At 63.4% G+C, this 19,308-nt stretch carries 16 protein-coding genes and 1 pseudogene; 11 read left to right on the top strand and 6 right to left on the bottom strand.

Annotated features, from left to right (window positions below; all coding sequences use genetic code 11):
- Window positions 1-97 precede the first annotated feature (97 nt).
- Window positions 98-1,291 (top strand): AI-2E family transporter, encoded by a 1,194-nt coding sequence (locus tag YH3_RS21050; RefSeq protein WP_003945249.1) that lies wholly within the window; start codon window positions 98-100, stop codon window positions 1,289-1,291.
- On the opposite strand, the gene YH3_RS21045 is transcribed toward YH3_RS21050, so the two are convergent.
- Both YH3_RS21045 and YH3_RS21040 read right to left on the bottom strand, forming a co-directional pair.
- On the bottom strand, window positions 1,292-4,270 hold the full coding sequence (locus YH3_RS21045; RefSeq protein WP_064444017.1) for an AAA family ATPase: 2,979 nt from the start codon (window positions 4,268-4,270) through the stop codon (window positions 1,292-1,294).
- A complete protein-coding gene (locus tag YH3_RS21040) occupies window positions 4,267-5,442 on the bottom strand; it encodes an exonuclease SbcCD subunit D (RefSeq protein WP_064444245.1) in 1,176 nt (391 codons plus the stop codon). Before YH3_RS21040 ends, YH3_RS21045 begins: the two co-directional genes overlap by 4 nt.
- 217 nt (window positions 5,443-5,659) lie before the next feature.
- Here YH3_RS21040 and YH3_RS37360 point away from each other — a divergent pair.
- Window positions 5,660-6,031 (top strand): annotated as a pseudogene (locus YH3_RS37360) (DUF6542 domain-containing protein); the annotation flags it as partial.
- A 453-nt stretch (window positions 6,032-6,484) separates the two neighbouring features.
- Here the strand turns inward: YH3_RS37360 and YH3_RS21030 are convergent.
- Complete coding sequence (locus YH3_RS21030) at window positions 6,485-7,498, bottom strand: 4-hydroxy-3-methylbut-2-enyl diphosphate reductase (protein WP_003945273.1); 1,014 nt, start codon at window positions 7,496-7,498, stop codon at window positions 6,485-6,487.
- Between the two features lie 153 nt (window positions 7,499-7,651).
- On the opposite strand from YH3_RS21030, the gene YH3_RS21025 reads away from it, so the two are divergent.
- The gene (locus tag YH3_RS21025) at window positions 7,652-8,251 is read left to right on the top strand and encodes a lipid droplet-associated protein (RefSeq protein WP_030536251.1); all 600 of its coding nucleotides are present in this window, start codon (window positions 7,652-7,654) and stop codon (window positions 8,249-8,251) included.
- Window positions 8,248-9,546: an exodeoxyribonuclease VII large subunit gene (gene xseA, locus YH3_RS21020; protein ID WP_238592668.1), complete on the top strand. Its 1,299-nt coding sequence runs from the start codon at window positions 8,248-8,250 to the stop codon at window positions 9,544-9,546. The genes YH3_RS21025 and xseA overlap by 4 nt, the downstream gene beginning before the upstream one ends.
- 21 nt (window positions 9,547-9,567) lie before the next feature.
- On the opposite strand, the gene YH3_RS21010 is transcribed toward xseA, so the two are convergent.
- Window positions 9,568-10,137, bottom strand: coding sequence for a DUF4245 domain-containing protein (locus tag YH3_RS21010; protein WP_003945206.1), 570 nt, complete (start codon window positions 10,135-10,137; stop codon window positions 9,568-9,570).
- Between the two features lie 180 nt (window positions 10,138-10,317).
- Between YH3_RS21010 and glpX the strand changes: the two genes are divergently transcribed.
- On the top strand, window positions 10,318-11,352 hold the full coding sequence (gene glpX, locus YH3_RS21005; RefSeq protein ID WP_003945202.1) for a class II fructose-bisphosphatase: 1,035 nt from the start codon (window positions 10,318-10,320) through the stop codon (window positions 11,350-11,352).
- Between the two features lie 101 nt (window positions 11,353-11,453).
- Window positions 11,454-12,857 (top strand): class II fumarate hydratase, encoded by a 1,404-nt coding sequence (locus YH3_RS21000; protein ID WP_003945220.1) that lies wholly within the window; start codon window positions 11,454-11,456, stop codon window positions 12,855-12,857.
- Window positions 12,858-12,906: 49 nt separating this feature from the next.
- Here YH3_RS21000 and YH3_RS20995 read toward each other — a convergent pair whose 3' ends face one another.
- Window positions 12,907-13,626: an NADPH-dependent F420 reductase gene (locus YH3_RS20995; protein WP_076948324.1), complete on the bottom strand. Its 720-nt coding sequence runs from the start codon at window positions 13,624-13,626 to the stop codon at window positions 12,907-12,909.
- A gap of 59 nt (window positions 13,627-13,685) precedes the next feature.
- Window positions 13,686-14,141, bottom strand: coding sequence for a nitroreductase family deazaflavin-dependent oxidoreductase (locus tag YH3_RS20990; RefSeq protein ID WP_042920867.1), 456 nt, complete (start codon window positions 14,139-14,141; stop codon window positions 13,686-13,688).
- A gap of 340 nt (window positions 14,142-14,481) precedes the next feature.
- On the opposite strand from YH3_RS20990, the gene YH3_RS20985 reads away from it, so the two are divergent.
- The 5 genes from YH3_RS20985 (at window position 14,482) to YH3_RS20965 (ending at window position 19,306) form a co-directional block, all read left to right on the top strand.
- Window positions 14,482-15,048, top strand: coding sequence for a TetR/AcrR family transcriptional regulator (locus YH3_RS20985; RefSeq protein WP_064444014.1), 567 nt, complete (start codon window positions 14,482-14,484; stop codon window positions 15,046-15,048).
- 97 nt (window positions 15,049-15,145) lie between these two features.
- Window positions 15,146-16,717, top strand: a complete 1,572-nt coding sequence (locus YH3_RS20980; protein ID WP_047270321.1) for an MFS transporter — start codon at window positions 15,146-15,148, stop codon at window positions 16,715-16,717.
- Window positions 16,718-16,814: 97 nt separating this feature from the next.
- Window positions 16,815-18,428, top strand: coding sequence for a serine hydrolase (locus YH3_RS20975; RefSeq protein WP_050656894.1), 1,614 nt, complete (start codon window positions 16,815-16,817; stop codon window positions 18,426-18,428).
- Window positions 18,429-18,445: 17 nt separating this feature from the next.
- Window positions 18,446-18,871 (top strand): limonene-1,2-epoxide hydrolase family protein, encoded by a 426-nt coding sequence (locus YH3_RS20970; RefSeq protein ID WP_007726363.1) that lies wholly within the window; start codon window positions 18,446-18,448, stop codon window positions 18,869-18,871.
- 30 nt (window positions 18,872-18,901) lie between these two features.
- Window positions 18,902-19,306: a carboxymuconolactone decarboxylase family protein gene (locus tag YH3_RS20965; protein WP_003945227.1), complete on the top strand. Its 405-nt coding sequence runs from the start codon at window positions 18,902-18,904 to the stop codon at window positions 19,304-19,306.
- Window positions 19,307-19,308: the final 2 nt, after the last annotated feature.

Raw genomic sequence — 19,308 nt, 5'->3', positions numbered from 1 at the left:
CACGAGTTATCGCATGCAGTCGTTACGATCAGCTCAGCTAGATCACCGGATTCGCACATCGGCGAGGAGATCCCTGCGCCGACGGAAAGGACGATCAGTGAGCGAGCAAGACAAGGGGACGTCCGCAGGGGTGCGCAAGCGCGACCGCGGCGAGATCATCGGGCAAGGGGGTATGTGGCTCGCAAAATGGTCGTTGGTGTTGGCGTCGATTTCGCTGGGCGCCTGGATTTTCGGCTGGCTGATCGAAAAGCTCTGGGTCATCATCCTGCCGGTGGCTCTGGCTATCGTTGTTGCGACAGTCATGTGGCCGCCGACCCGCGGCATGATCAAGCGCGGTATGCCACCGGCCGCAGCAGCCGGCATCACCCTGGTGCTCTCGATCGGAATCCTCGCCGGTGTGATCGCAGGCATCGTTCCGTCAGTGGTCAGCCAGGCCCCCGAGCTCGCGAACAAGACCACCGAGGGCATCAACCAGGTTCAGGACTGGCTCCAGGGTCCGCCGCTGAACCTGAAGGACGACCAGATCGACAACGCCGTCCATGCCGTCATCACCAAGGTGCAGGAAAGTGGAACCGCCATCGCTTCAGGCGTTTTCAGCGGCGTGAGCACAGCGAGCTCGTTGTTGGTCACGCTCGGTTTGGTCCTGATTCTCGCCTTCTTCTTCATCAAGGACGGACCGAGGTTCATCCCCTGGCTCCACGCTGTCGGCGGCGGCCGCGCCGGTCGGCATCTCGAAGAGGTCCTCACCCGCATGTGGGACACGCTCGGCGGATTCATCAGGACACAAGCACTGGTGAGTCTGATCGACGCGGTCTTCATCGGCGCCGGATTGCTGATACTCGGGGTCCCGCTGGCACCGGTGCTGGCAATTCTCACGTTCATCGGTGGCTTCATCCCGATCGTCGGTGCCTTTGTCGCCGGCGCCCTGGCTGTGTTGGTTGCGCTGGTGGCCAACGGTCTCACCACCGCCATCATCGTGTTGATCATCATCCTGGCCGTTCAGCAGATCGAAGGAAACGTCCTTCAGCCTGTGCTGCAGAGCAAGTCGATGAAACTCCACGCCGTCATCGTGCTGCTTGCCGTGGCCGCCGGTAGCTCGCTGTACGGCATCGTCGGCGCCTTCCTCGCAGTGCCCGTCGCCGCTGTGGCAGCAGTTGTCATCCGGTACATCGGCGAGCAGATCGACGAACGCGCAAGCGACAACGAGCCGATGCCCGCCGGCGATGCGTCGGACATCCTCGAGGATCAAGACGACGACGCCGAGTCAGAGGTAGAGAACAAAAAGGCCTGATCAGCCCGCGATCACCTTCACCGAGGAGCCTGCACGTCCGCGAATGACGTGCAGGCGACTCGGGATTCGCTGCCTCATCTCGTCCACGTGACTGACGATGCCCACCACTCGTCCACCGTCGCGAAGCTCGTCCAACACAGCCATCACCGAGTCGAGGGTGTCGGCGTCGAGAGTGCCGAATCCTTCGTCGATGAACATCGTGTCGAGAACGATTCCGCCGGACTCCGCCGCAACCACATCGGCAAGTCCGAGGGCCAAAGACAATGACGCCAAGAATGATTCACCGCCCGAGAGCGTCTTCGCCGAGCGAACGACACCCGTGAAGTCGTCCCGGATGTCGAGCCCCAGACCGCCGCGGCGACCCCGAGAACCTGCCTCGTCACTGTGCACGAACTCGTATCTGCCCCCGGACATCCGCTGCAGCCGAACCGATGCCGACACGGCGATCTCTTCCAACCGCGACGCGAGTACATAAGCCCTCAGCGACATCTTGCGACTGTTCTGCCCTTTACCGGCGATCACGTCGGCAAGCGCCGCGAGTTCGTCGTGCAGTTCCCGCTCAGGTGCAACCGCTTCGTATGCCTTCTCGAGTTGTCCGCTGAACCGTTCGAGATCCGACACACGGTTCTCGGCCAGGGAAGCAGCTGCAACAGCCGAGTTCACCACCTCGGCGCACTGAAGAGCACGCTCGCGAGGACCGTCGACGTCGACTGTCTCGACTTCGCTCACCGCAACGACCTCGGGGTCGTCGAGGACCGTCCGAGCGGCCACCTCGAGGTCGCGTGCTTTGGCGAGTTCCGTTTCGATCGCCGCGATTCGGGCCGGCGATCTCACCCCTTCGATCGCAGCCTCGACCGAATCGAATCCAGCAGCGGCCGCCGCAGCGGCCAGTTTGGTCGACAGTTCCGCCGATCGCGCCTGCGCACGAACGGCGTCGTCACGCATCTCAGACGCCGCCGAGGCAGCGGAGGCAAGCCTTTCGAACCACGAGCGCCGAGCAGCGATGGTCGAATCTTCTCCCACCGCAGCGACGATCGCCGCTCGAATCTGCTCGACCGTGGCCGACAGAGTCGTCGTACGCTCGGTCAGTGCCGCCAATTCGGCCGTCAGAGAAGCGGATTCCTGTTGCAGCTCGCCGTCACGCTCGTTGAGATGCCCGAGCTTGTCGGCCAACCCTCCAACCTGACCGGCAGAGTGGGTCGCCTCGTCAACGGCGTTCCGAGCCGCGGCGCGGAGCCTGTCGAGTTCTGCGACGTCGCCGTCCCCGCCGCGGGCGATCACCCGGTCGATGTCACGGTCGACGGTTACCTGGCGGTCGACTACCTTGCTCAGGGCTTTCTCGGCCGCACGCTCGGCTGCGGACGCGACTTCCAGATCGGGCTCGGTGACCGTCACGACATCAGACTGCGCCGGCGCAGGGTGTTCACGCGAACCACACACCTGGCATGGGTCACCGGGCGCGAGTGAACTCGCCAACTCCGCCGCCATGCCCTCGATACGCTTCTGCACGAGGTCGAGCCAGCGCCCGCGAGCACTCTGATGGGCGTCGCGCGCATCCAACACCTGCACACGAATCTTCTCGGCTTGCGCACGCAGAGAGACGAATTCATGAGCCGCTGCCGCAGCATCCGATGCTTTGGCCAGTGCAGCTTCGAGGCCGGGCAGAGTGGCATGCGCGCGTTGCGCATCGTCCAATCTTTGGCCGGCCGAGCGCACCAGTTCCGGTAGTTGAGTTCGTTCAACCGCGATGGCATCCATGCGCTCGGACAGGGCGTCTCGCCGAACTCCGAGTTTCTCGATCTCGGCTTCCGCCGCATCGGCTCTGCGAGCGTCCTCCGCCATCGCGTCGAGACGAACGATCTCGTCACGCCAGGTCCGGATCCGAGCTACGACGCGTTGACGCTCGTCGTCGGTGGGTGGCCACACCTCCGGCACGAAAATCTCCGGACCGCCCGTTGCGGAGTAGGTCGACATCGCTGCGGTCATCGATTCGAGTGCGGCAGCGAGGTGCAAGCCGGCAGCGTCCACATCGCCGGCGACAGCGGCCACCGGCAGTGCGCGCTTGGCGGTCTCGAGTTCAGCGCCGATCACAGCTCTTTGGGCGGCGCCCGTATTGAATGCTGCGAGTTCAGCGGTCGCACGATTACGGCGAGCGACCAGATCTGCGGTTCGCTGCGCCGCCGACAGAACCCGATTAGCCTCGGCTGCTGCATCTTTCGCGGTCACCAGCTCCGCAAGACTTGTATCGCGGGTGTCCTGAGCCTCGGCGAGGAGTTTGCGCGACCATTCCAGTGGGTGTGCCTCGGCGCCTACCTCGAGTCCCGCAGCTGTCTCGACCTTCGCGAGCAGCAGCCGCACGGATTGCTCCCTGGCCGCGAGCGCGGTCGCACTTGCCTTTCGCTTGGCGTCGAACCATGCCTCGACGGAGACAAAACGCTTGGTGTCGAACAGACGCTCGAGCAGTTTGCCTCGCTCGTCACTCTCGGCACGCAGGAATTTGGCGAACTCACCCTGCGGCAAGAGCACCACCTGGAAGAACTGATCAGCGCTCATGCCCATGAGGCGGTTGATCTCGTCACCGATGTCAGGGATGCGCGAAAGATTCTCGCCGCGGCCGTCCAACCACGTCAGTGTGGCCTTTGCATTCTCTGTGATCGAACCGGTGCCACGCTTCTTCGGGCGCGAATACTCTGGACTACGAACAAGTTTGATTCTGCGACCACTGATGGTCGCTTCGAGTTCCACGCGCGGCACCGAACCGGCGGGCGCGTGATCGGACAGTAGCCGTTTGCCCTCGTTGCGCGCACCCGGAACCCGCCCGTACAGGGCAAAGGAAACCGCGTCGAGGATCGTGGTCTTGCCTGCACCGGTGTCGCCGTGCAGAAGGAACAGCCCGTCTGCACCCAGTCGGTCGAAGTCGACCTCGACAGTGTCGGCAAAGGGCCCGAAAGAGCTGACTTCGAGTTTGTGCAGCCTCACGCGGTTTCACTCAGTTCTACCGTGGACTCCTCGGCGCGCGCGGCAGCGCTGAGCGCTTCGGCCATCAACGTGACCTCCCGCTCGGACGGGTCACTACGCACGGCCGAGACAAAGCCGCGGGCGATCTCCATGTCGGTTCGACCCCGTACCGCGTCGCGATACTTGAGATCCGATTGTCCTTCCGGCCTTTGCCATTCGAGGTGAACGGCAAAGGGGAAACGTGCCTGGAGCTGCCTCATGGCATCGACGGGACGAACCGGGTCGGTGAGCAAAGCGGAGACGTAGCACTGCTCGGAATCGGCGTACTTCGACTCGGTGAGAAGTTCCTCGAGAGTTCCCGTCACCTGGCTCAGCCCTCGAATCACCGGAAGATCGAGGCGCTGCACCGACGACAGACCGGCTGCGTCGAGTTCGATCAAAAGCGCAGCCTTGCGGTGGCTGCGCTCACCGAACGAATACGGCAACGGTGAACCTGAGTACCGCACACTCTCCGAGAGCATCTGCGGAGAATGCAGGTGTCCGAGGGCGACATAGTCGACGCCGTCGAATTCGCCCACTGCGACGGTCTCCACTCCGCCGACCGAGATGGAGCGTTCCGATTCGGAGGCCTCACCGCCCACGACGAAGGCATGGGCGAGCAATACCGATCGAGTCGCGGGGTCGGCAGCCGTTCGTTCGGCGAGATCTCGCCGAACACGCGACATGGCCGCTCCGAGGATGTCGGAATGAGTACGAGCCCGGGGCACGTCCAACTCGACGCGCGTGATCTCCGGCTCGAGATACGGAATCCCGTAAAAGGCGACGGGCCCGAACTGATCGCTCAGCATCACCGGAGTACCGATCTGGCCGACTCGGGTGATCAAGTGCAAGCCGCCGGCAGCGGCAAAGGATGCCCCGGCTCCGAGCCGCACCGCGGAATCGTGATTGCCGGACGTCGCGACGATGACCGCCCCCGCCGCCCGGATTGCCTCGAAGCCTCGATTGCACACGGTGACCGCGTCGGAACTGGGAATCGAGCGGTCGTAGATGTCCCCCGGCACGACCACGACGTCGACGCCGTGTTCGCGGACGGAATCTGCGATGGAACCGAGCACACTCGCCTGATCGGCCAGCAGATCGACGCCGTGAAAGGTGCGACCTATATGCCAATCGGAGGTGTGCAGAATCTTCATGAATCCGACGGTAGAGCAGCCCACCGACACCGCCGATCTCCCACGCTGACGGCTTCGTCGGTGTGCCCCAACCCACGAGCGTCCGGTGACCCTGCACACAATCCGTCCGGTTCGTTTGGCGAAGAACCCGAAACCATCGCGCCATCGCGTCGATAAATGCGCCAGCCACGACCCGCACAAACACGGCCGACAACGCAAGAACCGCTAATGTCGTTATGTGTCTGCAACCCAACGTGCTCGCTCCGGGGTACCGCTGGACAAGCGATCGCTCATCGTGACCGTCCCCGGCCTGCCCTGGTGGGGAGTGATCCTGCTTGCTGCCGGTGTGACCGCCGTCGGCGTACTGATCGATGCCACCGGAGGCGGCGGAGAGCTCACCGCGGTGTTCTCGACGTTCTACTTCCTGGGCTGTCTCTTCGCTGTGGTTGCCGCTTCGAACAAGGCCCTCTTCACCGCGATGGCCCAACCGCCGTTGCTGCTCTTCGCTGCGGTGCCGATCGGGCACACGCTCATCGGCAAGGACAACAGCACCGCGCTGCGCGATATCGCGATCAACATCGCGTACCCGTTGGTCAACCGCTTTCCGATCATGTTGGCCGCAACCGTGGTCGTGCTGATCATCGGTGGCTTCCGGTACTTCCTGCTCAATCAGCGCCCCACCGGGCCCGCGCGCTCGACCCGCTCCCGCCGCTCGGCCCTCAGCCACCCAGGGTCGATCGCACGCACCAACCGCCTACGCGTCGCCCCCAGCCCGACAGTCGGCCCGTGGCAGACGACGACTACCCGTCGTACGGTCGCCGCCGGGCGCCCGAGCCCACTCCGTCGCCCAGACGTGAGGAGCGGATGGAGCCCTTCTTCGCTTCGGGTGACGACGTATCGCCGCCGCTGCCCCCTCGCCGCCGCCCACCCGGAGTCGATCTTCCCGCGTATCCGCCGCCGCGAGTTCGGTACCGCGATCGCGAAGAGCCCTGAACAGACGCGCCCGGTAGCACAAAAAATGCGGGGCACCTTCCAGATGGAAGGTGCCCCGCATTTTCTTGTTTCAGGACGTGCGCGCTGCTCGCAATTCACGGGGAAGGGCGAACACCAGAGTCTCGTTGGCAGTGGTGACGGGTTGAACGTCGTTGTATCCGTGCTCGGCAAGAAGTTCGATCACGCCGCGCACGAGCACCTCGGGTACCGATGCGCCTGACGTGATGCCGACTGTCTGGACACCCTCGAGCCACGCGAGATCGACCTCACGGGCGTAGTCGACCAGGTACGACGCGGCAGCGCCCGCCCCGAGCGCGACCTCGACCAGGCGAACCGAGTTGGACGAGTTCCGCGAACCCACCACGATCACGAGATCACACTCGGGAGCCATCGCCTTGACCGCGACCTGACGGTTCTGCGTGGCGTAACAGATGTCGTCGGACGGCGGGTCCTGCAGATTGGGGAAGCGCTCACGCAGGCGCGCGACGGTCTGCATCGTCTCGTCGACGCTCAGTGTGGTCTGGGAAAGCCAGATGACCTTCGACTCGTCACGAACCGTGACCGCGTCGACCGAATCCGGGCCGTCGACGATGGTGACGTGATCGGGAGCCTCACCTGCGGTGCCCTCGACCTCCTCGTGGCCTTCGTGGCCGATGAGCAGAATGTCGTAATCGTCGCGGGCGAATCGCTTCGCTTCCTGGTGCACCTTCGTGACCAGGGGGCACGTTGCGTCGATCGTGCGCAGGTTCCGCTCGGCAGCCGAGTCGTGGACGGCCGGCGACACACCGTGCGCCGAGAACACGAGCAACGATCCCTCGGGAACCTCGTCGGTTTCGTCGACGAAGATCACGCCCTGATCTTCGAGCGTCTCGACGACGTGGCGATTGTGGACGATCTCCTTACGCACGTAGATGGGAGCGCCGTGCTTCTCGAGGGCCTTCTCGACGGTCTCGACCGCGCGGTCGACGCCGGCGCAGTAGCCGCGAGGCTCGGCGAGGAGCACGCGCTTGGCGCTGCCCTTGCGGGTGGACGGCGAATCAGCCGAGTGCGCGATACCGAGATTGAGAGGAACAGCCGAAGACATGTGATCAGCCTACTGGCACCTCGAACGTGAGACACTCCGGCAAACGTGAACACCTCGGTTTCGGGCTCCGATCGAAGGTTCCGAAGTAAACGAGTACAGCCGTCACAGGCAAGTCGGCTACCGATTGTCGGAGCTTTGCGGCAAGCTGTGGGAATGATCCGACCACCGTTCGTGGCGCGCGTTGCCGCGGGACTCGCCGTCACCGCGATGGAAGAGGCAAAGAAGTTGCCCACCACCGCCGTCGCCCTGCCGATGACCGCCGTGAGCCAGATGCTGCAGACAAGCATGCGCGTGCAGCAGTCGATCACCTCGCTGGCGATCAAGGGCGATCAGGCATTTGCACTGATCAATTGGTCTTCCGAGGACGAACAGCCCGAGTGGGCGGTCTTCGACGAAGACGTCGATGCGCCTGCTGACCCGACGCCTTCCACCGGATCGACCACCGCTGACACCCCGACCAACGCCGGTCGCTTCGCGCTCTACTCGCTCGAGCCGACTGCCCCCATCGAGGAACCCGCACCCGTCGCCGAGTCCGAATCCACGGCAGCTACGACGGACGGACCTGCCGAAGAGCCCGAGATCGTCACCGAACTCGACTACCCCAACCTCACACTCGCACAGCTCCGTGCGCGCATCCGGACGCTCAGCATCGACGAGCTGACCGCAGTCCTGGACTACGAGAATGCGACGCTCGCTCGCGCACCGTTCCAGACCATGCTCACTAACCGCATCACCACAGCCAAGGCAAAGTGACTTCCGCAACGCCCCCCGCTTCATCGCAGCGATCGTCCGGCGCCAGCAGCGCTGAGCAGCCGTGGCCGGTCCGCACGGTTTCCGCCAAGGTCGCCGGCTGGATCGATCGGCTCGGCAGTATCTGGGTCGAAGGTCAGATCACCCAGATCAATGCACGCCCCGGCACCCGAACGGCCTTTCTCGTCCTGCGTGATCCGTCGGCAGACATGTCGCTGTCGATCACGTGCTCACCGCAGTTGTTGCACAACTCCCCGGTGCCGTTGACCGAGGGCTCGCGAGTCGTGATGTTCGGCAAGCTCTCGTTCTACACCGGACGCGGAACGGTGTCGTTGCGTGTCACCGAGATTCGCGCCGTGGGTATCGGTGAGCTGCTTGCCCGCATCGAGAGACTGCGCGCCTTGCTCGCCGCCGAGGGCTTGTTCGATCCGCGGCTCAAACGGCCGCTTCCGTTTCTGCCCGGCACGATCGGCCTGATCACGGGCCGAGCCAGTGCGGCCGAGAAGGATGTCGTCTCAGTCGCCCATCGTCGTTGGCCAGCAGTTGCCATCGCGGTGCGTAACACCGCGGTTCAGGGCCCGACTGCTGTTCCCCAGATCATCGAAGCGCTGAAGGAACTCGACGCCAACCCGGTAGTCGACGTCATCATCCTCGCTCGCGGCGGCGGTAGCGTCGAGGATCTCCTGCCGTTCTCCGACGAAGCGCTGTGCCGCGCCATCGTGGCCTGCACGACGCCGATCGTCAGTGCCATCGGACACGAGCCGGACAGCCCGCTCAGTGACCACGTCGCCGACCTGCGCGCAGCCACACCCACGGACGCGGCCAAGCGCGTCGTACCCGACGCGGTTGCGGAAGCTGCCCTGGTTGCGGATGTCCCGAACGATCGAGCATCTGCGCGCCCGGCTCACCACGCTGGGCCCCGCCGCGACGCTGGCCCGCGGGTACGCAGTCGTGCAACGTGTTGTCGCCGACGGCGATCCGGAGGTTCTGCGCTCGGTCGAGGACGCGCCACCCGGAACCCAGATTCGAGTTCGACTTGCAGACGGCGCCGTTCGCGCCGCAGTGATGGGAAGAGAAAAATGAGCAACGCCACCGACACCGACATCAACGAACTCGGCTACGAAGCAGCCCGCGACGAATTGGTGAGCGTCGTGAAGATTCTCGAACAGGGCGGTCTGGACCTCGACGCGTCACTCTCACTGTGGGAGCGAGGCGAAGCGTTGGCCAAGCGCTGTGAAGAGCACTTGGCCGGCGCGAGGGCCCGCGTCGAAAAGGCTCTGGCCGAAGCGGACGAGTAACGTCCGCTCCGACCGCAAATCCTATGGCGTGATCGGCTGCGCTGCACCGACCTTCTCGGCAAGAATCCGGAACTCTTCCGGCGTCGCCGCGCCCGTGAGCAACAGGCGAACATCCCCGACGTCCGTGACCCAGATCGACTCGACACCTTCGCCGCCGAAGACGTTCCACGTATCGGCACCGACGGTCTCGACTCCGGTCGCGAATCGCTGTCCACCGGCAACATGTGACACCAACGGGAATTCCTCGGCGTTGCTCTGTGTCAGCTGGATGTAGCGACCACTGGTCGTGATGAATCCCACAGTGCTCGAATCTCCGCCGCCGTCGCCGGAGATGATCTTGCGACTGCCGGAGTTCGGAGTCCACCCGTCCGGAACACCGGGATTACGGATGGGAAATCCGAGTTCCTTCGCGTCGTAGTTCAGAGCTGCGTCCACGTCGACGCTCGGGATAGGCCCCTGTGTCGGGCCGCCAGGACTGAACGTGCACTGGCTGGCGATGCCCGCAATGATGATGCAGAACAGCACCAACGGTACGAGAGACCAGACCATGTCTTTGTTGTCTTCGAGAATGCGGGGTTTCTTCGATGCCACACCCCCAGTATCCAGGTACTCCGCAGTAGATACGATTCCCGGTCCCCCTCGAGCGAGACAAAACGTCTCTGCGGCGACCCGACAGCGCACGTAGCCGCTCCCATCTGGGACAATGACGCCTGAAGAAACCACTGCGTCGACACACCCCGTCGACCGCGACCGCGCCAGGAGGCACCGCACATGACGGCCAGCAGCACTCATCGTGAGACCCCGGACCGTAACCTCGCACTCGAATTGGTCCGAGTCACCGAAGCCGGTGCTATGGCTGCCGGCCGCTGGGTAGGCCGCGGCGACAAGGAAGGCGGCGACGGAGCAGCCGTCGACGCCATGCGTCAGCTCGTCTCCTCAGTCTCGATGCGCGGCATCGTCGTCATCGGTGAAGGCGAGAAGGACGAAGCGCCGATGCTGTTCAACGGCGAAGAGGTCGGAAACGGCGACGGCCCCGACTGTGACTTCGCCGTCGACCCGGTCGACGGCACCACCTTGATGTCCAAGGGCATGCCCAACGCGATCTCTGTTCTGGCTGTTGCCGAGCGCGGCGCGATGTTCGATCCGTCGGCCGTGTTCTACATGGAGAAGATCGCTGTCGGGCCGGATGCCGCAGATGTCATCGACATCAGCGCACCGATCGCCGAGAACATCAAGCGCGTGGCCAAGGTCAAGAAGGCGTCGGTCTCCGACATCACGATCTGCATCCTGGACCGCCCGCGTCACAACCAGCTGATCCAGGACGTTCGCGACACCGGCGCTCGTATCCGTCTGATCTCCGACGGTGACGTTGCCGGCGCGATCGCCGCAGCGCGTCCGGAGTCCGGCACCGACATGCTCGTGGGCATCGGCGGAACGCCAGAGGGCATCATCGCCGCAGCAGCCATGCGCTGCATGGGTGGATCGTTGCAGGGCAAGCTGGCCCCCACCGACGACGAAGAGCGTCAGAAGGCCATCGACGCCGGTCACGATCTCGATCGGATCCTGTCCACCGAAGATCTCGTCTCGGGCGAGAACGTCTTCTTCTGCGCCACCGGCGTCACCGACGGTGACCTCCTGCGCGGCGTCCGCTACTACGGCGGCGGCGCCAGCACGCAGTCCATCGTGATGCGTAGCAAGTCCGGCACCGTTCGCATGATCGACGCGTACCACCGTCTCGAGAAGCTGCGCGAGTACAGCTCCGTCGACTTCGACGGCGAAGAGGGCGCGGTTCCCCCGACGTTCTGATGGGCTCCGCCCCGTGAGTGGTTAGGGAGTCCCTGCACTCCTTAACCGCTCACGGGGGACGTAGTCCCCTACCCGCTCTCGAAAAGTGGCAATGTGGAGCCATGACGGAGAGCAACGATCAACAGTTCCGAATCGAACACGACACCATGGGCGAAGTTCGGGTGCCCATCGACGCACTGTGGCGAGCACAGACCCAGCGTGCAGTCGAGAACTTCCCGATCAGCGGGCGCCCGCTCGAGCGCACCCAGATCCGCGCAATGGGCCTGCTGAAAGCAGCGTGTGCGCAGGTCAACAAGGACCTCGGACTCCTCGACGCGGACAAGGCCGACGCAATCATCGCCGCCGCGAACGAGATCGCCGAAGGCAAGCACGACGATCAGTTCCCCATCGACGTCTTCCAGACCGGCTCGGGAACCAGTTCGAACATGAACGCCAACGAGGTCATCGCATCCATCGCGAAGGCCGCCGGTGTGGACGTACATCCCAATGATCACGTCAACATGTCGCAGTCCTCCAACGACACCTTCCCCACCGCCACGCATGTCGCAGCTACCGAAGCAGCGGTCACCGATCTTGTTCCGGCACTGGAACATCTGCATGCTGCGCTTGCCACGAAGGCGACCGAGTGGAAGACCGTCGTCAAATCCGGACGCACCCATCTGATGGACGCTGTGCCGGTCACGCTCGGTCAGGAGTTCGGCGGCTACGCACGTCAGATCGAGGCCGGCATCGAGCGCGTCAACGCAACACTCCCCCGCCTCGGCGAGCTGCCGATCGGCGGAACAGCAGTCGGCACCGGTCTCAATGCTCCGGATGGATTCGGCCCCAAAGTTGTTGCCGAACTGGTCAAGTCGACCGGTGTCGACGCGCTGACTCCGGCGAAGAACAGCTTCGAAGCGCAGGCCGCGCGTGACGGACTGGTCGAGGCATCGGGCGCGCTGCGGACCATCGCCGTCTCACTGACGAAGATTGCCAACGACATTCGGTGGATGGGATCGGGTCCGCTGACCGGGCTCGGCGAGATCGCACTCCCCGATCTGCAGCCGGGTAGCTCGATCATGCCCGGAAAGGTGAACCCGGTCCTGCCCGAGGCAACTACTCAGGTTGCGGCTCAGGTGATCGGAAACGACGCCGCCATCGCGTGGGGTGGCGCAGCCGGAGCTTTCGAACTCAACGTCTACATCCCGGTCATGGCTCGCAACCTGCTGGAGTCGTTCACCTTACTGGCCAACGTCTCTCGACTGTTCGCCGACAAGTGCGTGAGCGGACTGGTCGCGCACGAGGAGCACCTCAAGACACTCGCCGAATCGTCGCCGTCGATCGTGACGCCCCTCAACTCGGCAATCGGTTACGAGGAAGCCGCAGCCGTCGCGAAGCAGGCACTCAAGGAGAAGAAGACGATCCGTCAGGTCGTCATCGAGCGCGGACTCGTCCCGGACAAGCTGAGCGAGGAAGAACTCGACAAGCGTCTCGACGTTCTGGCGATGGCGAAGGTCAAGGACTGAACAAACAACAGAGTGGCGGTTTCCACTTCGGAAACCGCCACTCTTTTCCCTACACCGTAGTGGTTGCCCGCCACTCGTCGGTGCGATCGGGGCTCGCCTCGGCCAATGCTTTCAGCGTCGCTTCGCGATCGAAATCCTTGCCGTACACGGGAGTTCCCGGCTGCTGACGCCAGGAATCGTCGATCGTTCCCGCATCGACGGGATCGAAGCCCAACTGATTGATCAGATCGAAGACGACCTGCTTGTTCGCGTCGTCGTCGCCGGCGACGGGTAGCGCAATGCGCCCCTCTGCACCTTCGGGAAGGCCCTTCTCTAGGAGATGCTTCCACCAGATTCCGTTGAACGCCTTGAACACCGGTACACCCAGGTGTTCCTGCACCCATCCGCTTTCGGTCTGTCCGTCCTCGATGGCGGCGATCAGACCGTCACGCTGTTGCGGGTAGTAGTTGTTGGTCTCGATGACCGGGGCACCGGCGACCGCACCGCTGAGAATCCCCGCCGGTAGATCAACCACGTTCTTCTGCGGAATGCTCACGATGACCAGCTCGGCACCCTCGGCGGCCTCGGTGCTGCGGACTGCCTTCGCACCCGTCTCGGCTTCCAGTTCTGCAAGCGTGTCCGGTGTCCGCGAGTTCGAGACGCGCACGTCGTGACCGAGCGCAGCGAGCCTACGTGTGAGCGTGCCACCGATCTGACCGGCTCCGATGATTCCGATGCGCATGACCCTGCTCCTTCGTCGTGTGCAGTGGCGATCGCGCCACCGCTGCATTCGTCAACGACGAGAACGCACCGGGTCATTCCGCACCGGCCATTTCAACTCCCGTTGATTCAATCGGTTGACGAATCGAGTGCGAGTTTGATGCGAACACTGACCGGGTCGGTCTGCAATCCGCGAAAGGCAGAGGCCGTCAGCGCCGATCTGATCTTCCCCGACGCAAATGTCTTCACCCGCGCCGGCACGTCGTCGTCCGGCATGATCTGGGCCTGTCCGTCCACCCACTCGCCGCGGCGACGGATCCGAACCTTCGGCGTCGCAGAGATATTGGCACCCCACCCCGTGCCGGTGCCATGCTGCGCAATGACCCACGCCTCGTCACCGTCGTAGGTGATCGCAACGGGCACTCGGCGGGTCAGACCGGTTCGGCGTCCAACCGTCTCGATCTCGGTCATCAACGACGGCATCAAACCGATCCGATTCAATCCGGTGACCAGCGGATTGGCGAAATACTTCCCGACTGCGACTTCGATTCTTCGTTTTCGTGCAACTGACGTCGGTACCGGCATGTCGTTTCCTCTCCTCCGAAGCTGGTGCTCGAAGCAACAGCTCTATACCGCACGATATAACCACTGTTCGGGGAGTTTTGCCACCAAGAATCTCCGTCGATACCCACCACCTGCACACAACACTTGACTGTGTCTGTCAGTTACATCTAGTCTCAGATTCGTTCCTATACCGATCGACATACTGGGAGGCAGTGATGAACACACCTCGAGACGCCTCGTTGCCATGACCGGCCCGCAGACGCGTTGTCCGATCGCCGCAGCGCGTCGCAAGTGGGGAGTACCAAGAGAATCAGCGGCACCAGATGATTCGAACAGCACTGCGATTGCATACGATGGCGGGATGGCCGACTCCGATTCCCGCACTCTGATGCTGGTCGGCGCCATCAATGCCTTCCGTGAACACGGGATCGCGACGACCTCGCTCACCGAGATCGTCGAACGCTCGGGAGCTCCCCGCGGGTCGGTGTACCACTACTTTCCCGAGGGCAAAGGACAGCTGGCCGGCGAAGCAGTTGCCTACTTCGGCCGGGGCGTCAGTGCCGCCATCAGTTCGATGATCGCTCAGTCTTCCCCACCGGAGATCATCGACGCGGTTGTCACGATATTTCGAAACAGCTTGGTAGAGAGCGATTTCTCCTCCTCCTGTCCGGTCGCAGCCGCGGCAGTGGAGGGCGCGTCGACGCCGGCGGCATTAACTGCTGCGGGCGAATCCTTCACCTCGTGGGAATCGCTTCTCACATCGTTCTTCTGGCAGCAGGGACAGCCGTCCGAGACTGCAGCACAATGGGCAACCGTCGTGATCGCGTCAATCGAAGGCGCGACGCTGATGGCAAAAGCTCAGCACACCACGGCGCCTCTCGATCGCATCGGCGCTCACCTCAAGGCTCTGGTCTCGGCCCCGAGCTGACCAACCCTCTTTCTTCCAACCGCTGCTGCCGTCCGCGCAGGAGCAGAGATGGCGTACAAACATGTCTCACACACTTGCACCGGCGCCCTCGGCGCCCATGATGACCAAGTCCCGTCGATTCACTGCGCTGATCTTCATCTGCCTCGCCGAACTCCTTGTCGTGCTGGACAACACAGTGGTCAACGTCGCACTGCCGACGATGAGCGTCGACTTGTTCGCCAGCGTCAGCGACCTGCAGTGGATCGTCGACGCGTACACGTTGACCTTCGCCGGGTTCCTACTCACTTTCGGCCACCTGGGTGACCGCTTCGGACGCCGCCGAGTGATGATCATCGGCTTGATCGGCGTCGGTGCGATGTCGCTCGTCGGCGCCTTGGCTTCCAACCTCGAACAGGTGATCATGGCGCGAGCCGCCATGGGTGTCTTTGCCGCAGCTGTCTTTCCGGCTACGTTGGCCATGATCACCAACATCTTCACCGACGCCAGAGAACGAGCCATCGCCATCGCGGCCTGGACCGCAATGGCCGGCTTCGCGATTGCCATCGGCCCGACTGCGGGCGGCTGGCTTCTCGAGCACTTCTCCTGGCACTCGGTGTTCTGGATGAATGTTCCGGCAGCATTGTTGGTCATCGTGGGTGTGCTGCTGGTTGTTCCGGAATCGAAGGCGCTCCACGTCGGCCGATTCGATTTCGTCGGAACAATCTTGTCGCTACTGGGCATCGTCATTCTGGTGTGGACCATCATCGACGCACCACATCGCGGATGGGTCTCGACATTCAGCATCACGGGATACCTCTCTGCGACAGTGTTGTTGGCCGCATTCGTAGCGTGGGAACTGCGCACCGACGCGCCGATCCTGAACATGAATCTCTTCCGAATCCGGCGGTTTTCTTTCCCCGCCTTGGCTATTGCTGTCAGCTACTTCAGCATGTTCGGATTCTTGTTCCTGATCACGCAGTACTTCCAGGGCGTTCGGGAGTACTCGCCGCTCGAATTCGGCATCCACTCTTTGCCTTTCGCTGCAGCTGTCGCCGTGGGCGCCCCAGTCGCCACCTTGGCGGCACAGAAACTCGGCACGACTGCAGTGATGGTGTTCGGCCTCCTCGTCCTCAGCGGCGGGATGTTCCTGGCGGGTCGGACGACCGTCGAGACGCCCTACCTCGGACCCGTCGTGATCTCGATGGTCCTCATGGGCCTGGGCCTCGCAATTGTCCAGGGACCGGCGACCGACTCCATCATGTCCTCGGTGCCCCTCGACGAAGCGGGCGCAGGTTCGGCAGTCAACGACACGACGCGTGAGCTCGGCGGGACCCTGGGCGTCGCCGTCATCGGTTCGATCGTCGCCTCGTACTACACGTCCAAGGTGGCTCCGATCGTCGACGCCATTCCCGACGCCGTGATGTCGGCGCAGGAGAAAGGCTTCGCTCGTGAGTCCGTGCTCAGCGTCATCGAGATCCGCTCCCGCGACATCAGTCCGCTCTTCGAGCAGCAGAAGGACAGTCTGATCTACACGATGAAGACCGCATGCCTGGAAGGTTTCGCCATCGCGTCGTACTTCACGGTCGGAGCAGCATTGATCACCGCTCTGCTGGTCGCGTTGTTGCTCCCTTGGAAGCCGGTCACGGAAGGCTCCATTCTCGGCAGTCTGACAACCAAGACCCCGAAGTAGCTACAAGGTTTCCCGATTTGTCCCAATATCAGCCCGCCGTTCCCCGATACTGGGTTGACCGAGTGGTACCGACGACAACCCTGCTAGGGAGAATCTCGTGTCCATCACCAGTAGAAACAGCTCGCGACTGTCGGCAGCTGCGGTTCCGGTAGTACTGACGGTCGCCCTGCTCGCCGGATGCTCGTCCGATTCAGACACCACCTCGGCGCCCGGGCCGGTCGTCAGCGACGCCAGCCCGGGTCTCGACGCCGGGGTGCCGATCCCGGACGGGCAAATCGACGACGCGGTCGGGAAGCTCGACGACCTCGCGAACGATCTCATGGCAAGTTCCGGTGTTCCCGGCATGGCGGTGGCCGTGGTGCACGGAGGTAAGACTGTGTACGCAAAGGGATTCGGGGTTCGCGAGTTGGGTAAGAGCGCCACCGTCGATGCCGACACCGTGTTCCAACTGGCATCGGTGTCGAAATCGGTCGGGGCCACGGTGGTCGCCCACGAAGTCGGAATCGGGACCGTCGACTGGGACACTCCGGTGATATCGAAACTGCCGGGGTTTGCGCTTGCCGATCCGTGGGTGACCGACCACCTCACGATCTCCGATCTCTACACGCATCGGTCGGGGTTACCGGACCACGCCGGCGACGGGCTGGAGGACCTGGGCTACAACCGGGCCCAGGTACTCGAAAAACTTCGCCAACTACCGCTCAATCCATTCCGAATCACATACGAGTACACGAACTTCGGCGTCACAGCCGGTGCGGAGGCCGTTGCAGCCGCGGCGGGCACCGATTGGGAAACGCTGTCGCAGAACACGATCTACGGTCCGCTCGGTATGACTTCGACGTCTTCGCGGTTCGCCGATTACCAAGCCCGAGAAAATCGAACAGTCGGCCATATCCTCGAAGACGGAAAGTACAAGGTAGGGCCGGTTCGGGACGCCGACGCCCAATCCCCCGCCGGTGGAGTCAGCTCCTCGGTGAACGACATGGCCAAGTGGTTGGACATGGTGCTGTCTGGCGGTCGGTATCAGGGGCAGCAGGTCGTTCAGACGGATGCGCTCGTGCCCGCAGTCAACCCGGAAATCGTCTCGCGCCATGCGCAGGAAATCGGGGAACGTTCCGGCTTCTACGGCTACGGGTTCAACGTTTCCGACAGCGCGGCAGGCCGTGTGACCGCCAGCCACTCCGGCGCCTTCCTGCTCGGTGCCGGGACCAATTTCGTGACGATTCCCTCCGCTGACGTCGGCATAGTCGTTCTGACCAACGGCACGCCCACCGGCGTCGCAGAGACTTTGACCGCTGAATTCGCCGATCTGGTGCAGTTCGGGAAGATCACCCGCGAGTGGCGCCCGCTGTACGAAGCGTCCTTTGCCTCACAGGCCGACCCTGAGGGCGAACTTGCCGGGAAGACGCCGCCGGCCTCCCCCGCTCCCGCGCCACCGACAGACCAATTGACCGGCGACTACGGCAATCCGTACTGGGGTCCCGCGCTCGTGACGCAGCAGAACGGTGCGCTGACCTTGACCATGGGTCCCGCGGCCGCGACGTACCCTCTGACCCACTGGGACGGAAACACCTTCACGTTCCCGCTCAGCGGCGAGAACGCACCGGCCGGGACGGTCTCGAAGGCCACCTTCGACGGAAACTCGCTAACCTTGGAGTACTTCGATCACGATCATCTCGGTACCTTCATCCGGGCAACACCGGCCGAATAATCAGCCAAGGACACCCCATGAGTAGTTCGACAGCCACGGTGAACGCAATGTTCGCGGCCCTCACCGATTTCGACGTGGACGCCGCAGCCGAATTGATGACAGACGACATCGTCTGGCAGAACGTCTCGCTCCCCACCCTGCGAGGCAAGAAGACCGTCGTGCGAGCGCTACGTCTGGTCACCAAGCCTTCACTGAAATTCGAGGCGGAGATGCACCACATCGTCGGCGACGAGTCCACGGTGCTCACCGAACGCACCGACATCCTCACCGTCGGACCGCTGCGCATCGAGTTCTGGGTATGCGGAACTTTCGAACTGCGCGACGGCAAGGTCTGCGTCTGGCGGGACTACTTCAGTCTGCGAGACGTCGCGTGGGGCGTGGTGACCGCGGTCGGCCGCGCAGTCGTCGGGACCGGGACACGAAGTAGGCTTGCTCCGGCCTGAAATCACCTGCCGAAAGCGAGCGAACCTGCCATGTCCGAAAACACCACGCCTGACTCCTTCGACGCCGGATTGGCTGTGCGCACCGAAGTCATGGGGGCCGATTTCGTCGACGCCGCCTTCGAGCGCACCCGGGGAACGGACAGCGAAGAACTGCAGAACTTCGTGACGGCCAACGTCTGGGGTTCGGTATGGACGCGTCCCGGACTCGATCGCCGCAGTCGCAGTCTGATCAATCTGGGGATGCTGATCGCGCTGCGCGCCGAGAACGAACTCAAAGGCCACGTACGTGGGGCATTGCGAAACGGATTGACGCGCACCGAGATCGTCGAAACCGTGATCCACGCGAGCGCGTATTGCGGCGCGCCGGCGGGGCTGGCGGCGATGCGTGTCGTGCAGGAAGTTCTCGACAACGAACTGGGACCGCTGCAAAACTGAAC

Source organism: Rhodococcus sp. YH3-3 (assembly GCF_001653035.1).
In the GTDB taxonomy this organism is placed as follows: Bacteria; Actinomycetota; Actinomycetes; order Mycobacteriales; family Mycobacteriaceae; genus Rhodococcus_F; species Rhodococcus_F qingshengii.
Note: the sequence above shows the minus strand (reverse complement) of the source record. Positions and strands in the feature narration are given on the sequence as shown.

Excerpts from the sequence above, each read along its gene's own strand:
- glpX (WP_003945202.1), top strand. The coding sequence starts at position 10,318 with ATGACGGCCAGCAGCACTCATCGTGAGACCCCGGACCGTAACCTCGCA.
- YH3_RS20985 (WP_064444014.1), top strand. The coding sequence starts at position 14,482 with ATGGCCGACTCCGATTCCCGCACTCTGATGCTGGTCGGCGCCATCAAT.
- YH3_RS21000 (WP_003945220.1), top strand. The coding sequence starts at position 11,454 with ATGACGGAGAGCAACGATCAACAGTTCCGAATCGAACACGACACCATG.
- YH3_RS20965 (WP_003945227.1), top strand. The coding sequence starts at position 18,902 with ATGTCCGAAAACACCACGCCTGACTCCTTCGACGCCGGATTGGCTGTG.
- YH3_RS20970 (WP_007726363.1), top strand. The coding sequence starts at position 18,446 with ATGAGTAGTTCGACAGCCACGGTGAACGCAATGTTCGCGGCCCTCACC.
- YH3_RS20995 (WP_076948324.1), bottom strand. The coding sequence starts at position 13,626 with ATGCAGCGGTGGCGCGATCGCCACTGCACACGACGAAGGAGCAGGGTC.
- YH3_RS21040 (WP_064444245.1), bottom strand. The coding sequence starts at position 5,442 with ATGAAGATTCTGCACACCTCCGATTGGCATATAGGTCGCACCTTTCAC.
- YH3_RS20990 (WP_042920867.1), bottom strand. The coding sequence starts at position 14,141 with ATGCCGGTACCGACGTCAGTTGCACGAAAACGAAGAATCGAAGTCGCA.
- YH3_RS21025 (WP_030536251.1), top strand. The coding sequence starts at position 7,652 with ATGATCCGACCACCGTTCGTGGCGCGCGTTGCCGCGGGACTCGCCGTC.
- YH3_RS20980 (WP_047270321.1), top strand. The coding sequence starts at position 15,146 with ATGATGACCAAGTCCCGTCGATTCACTGCGCTGATCTTCATCTGCCTC.
- YH3_RS21030 (WP_003945273.1), bottom strand. The coding sequence starts at position 7,498 with ATGTCTTCGGCTGTTCCTCTCAATCTCGGTATCGCGCACTCGGCTGAT.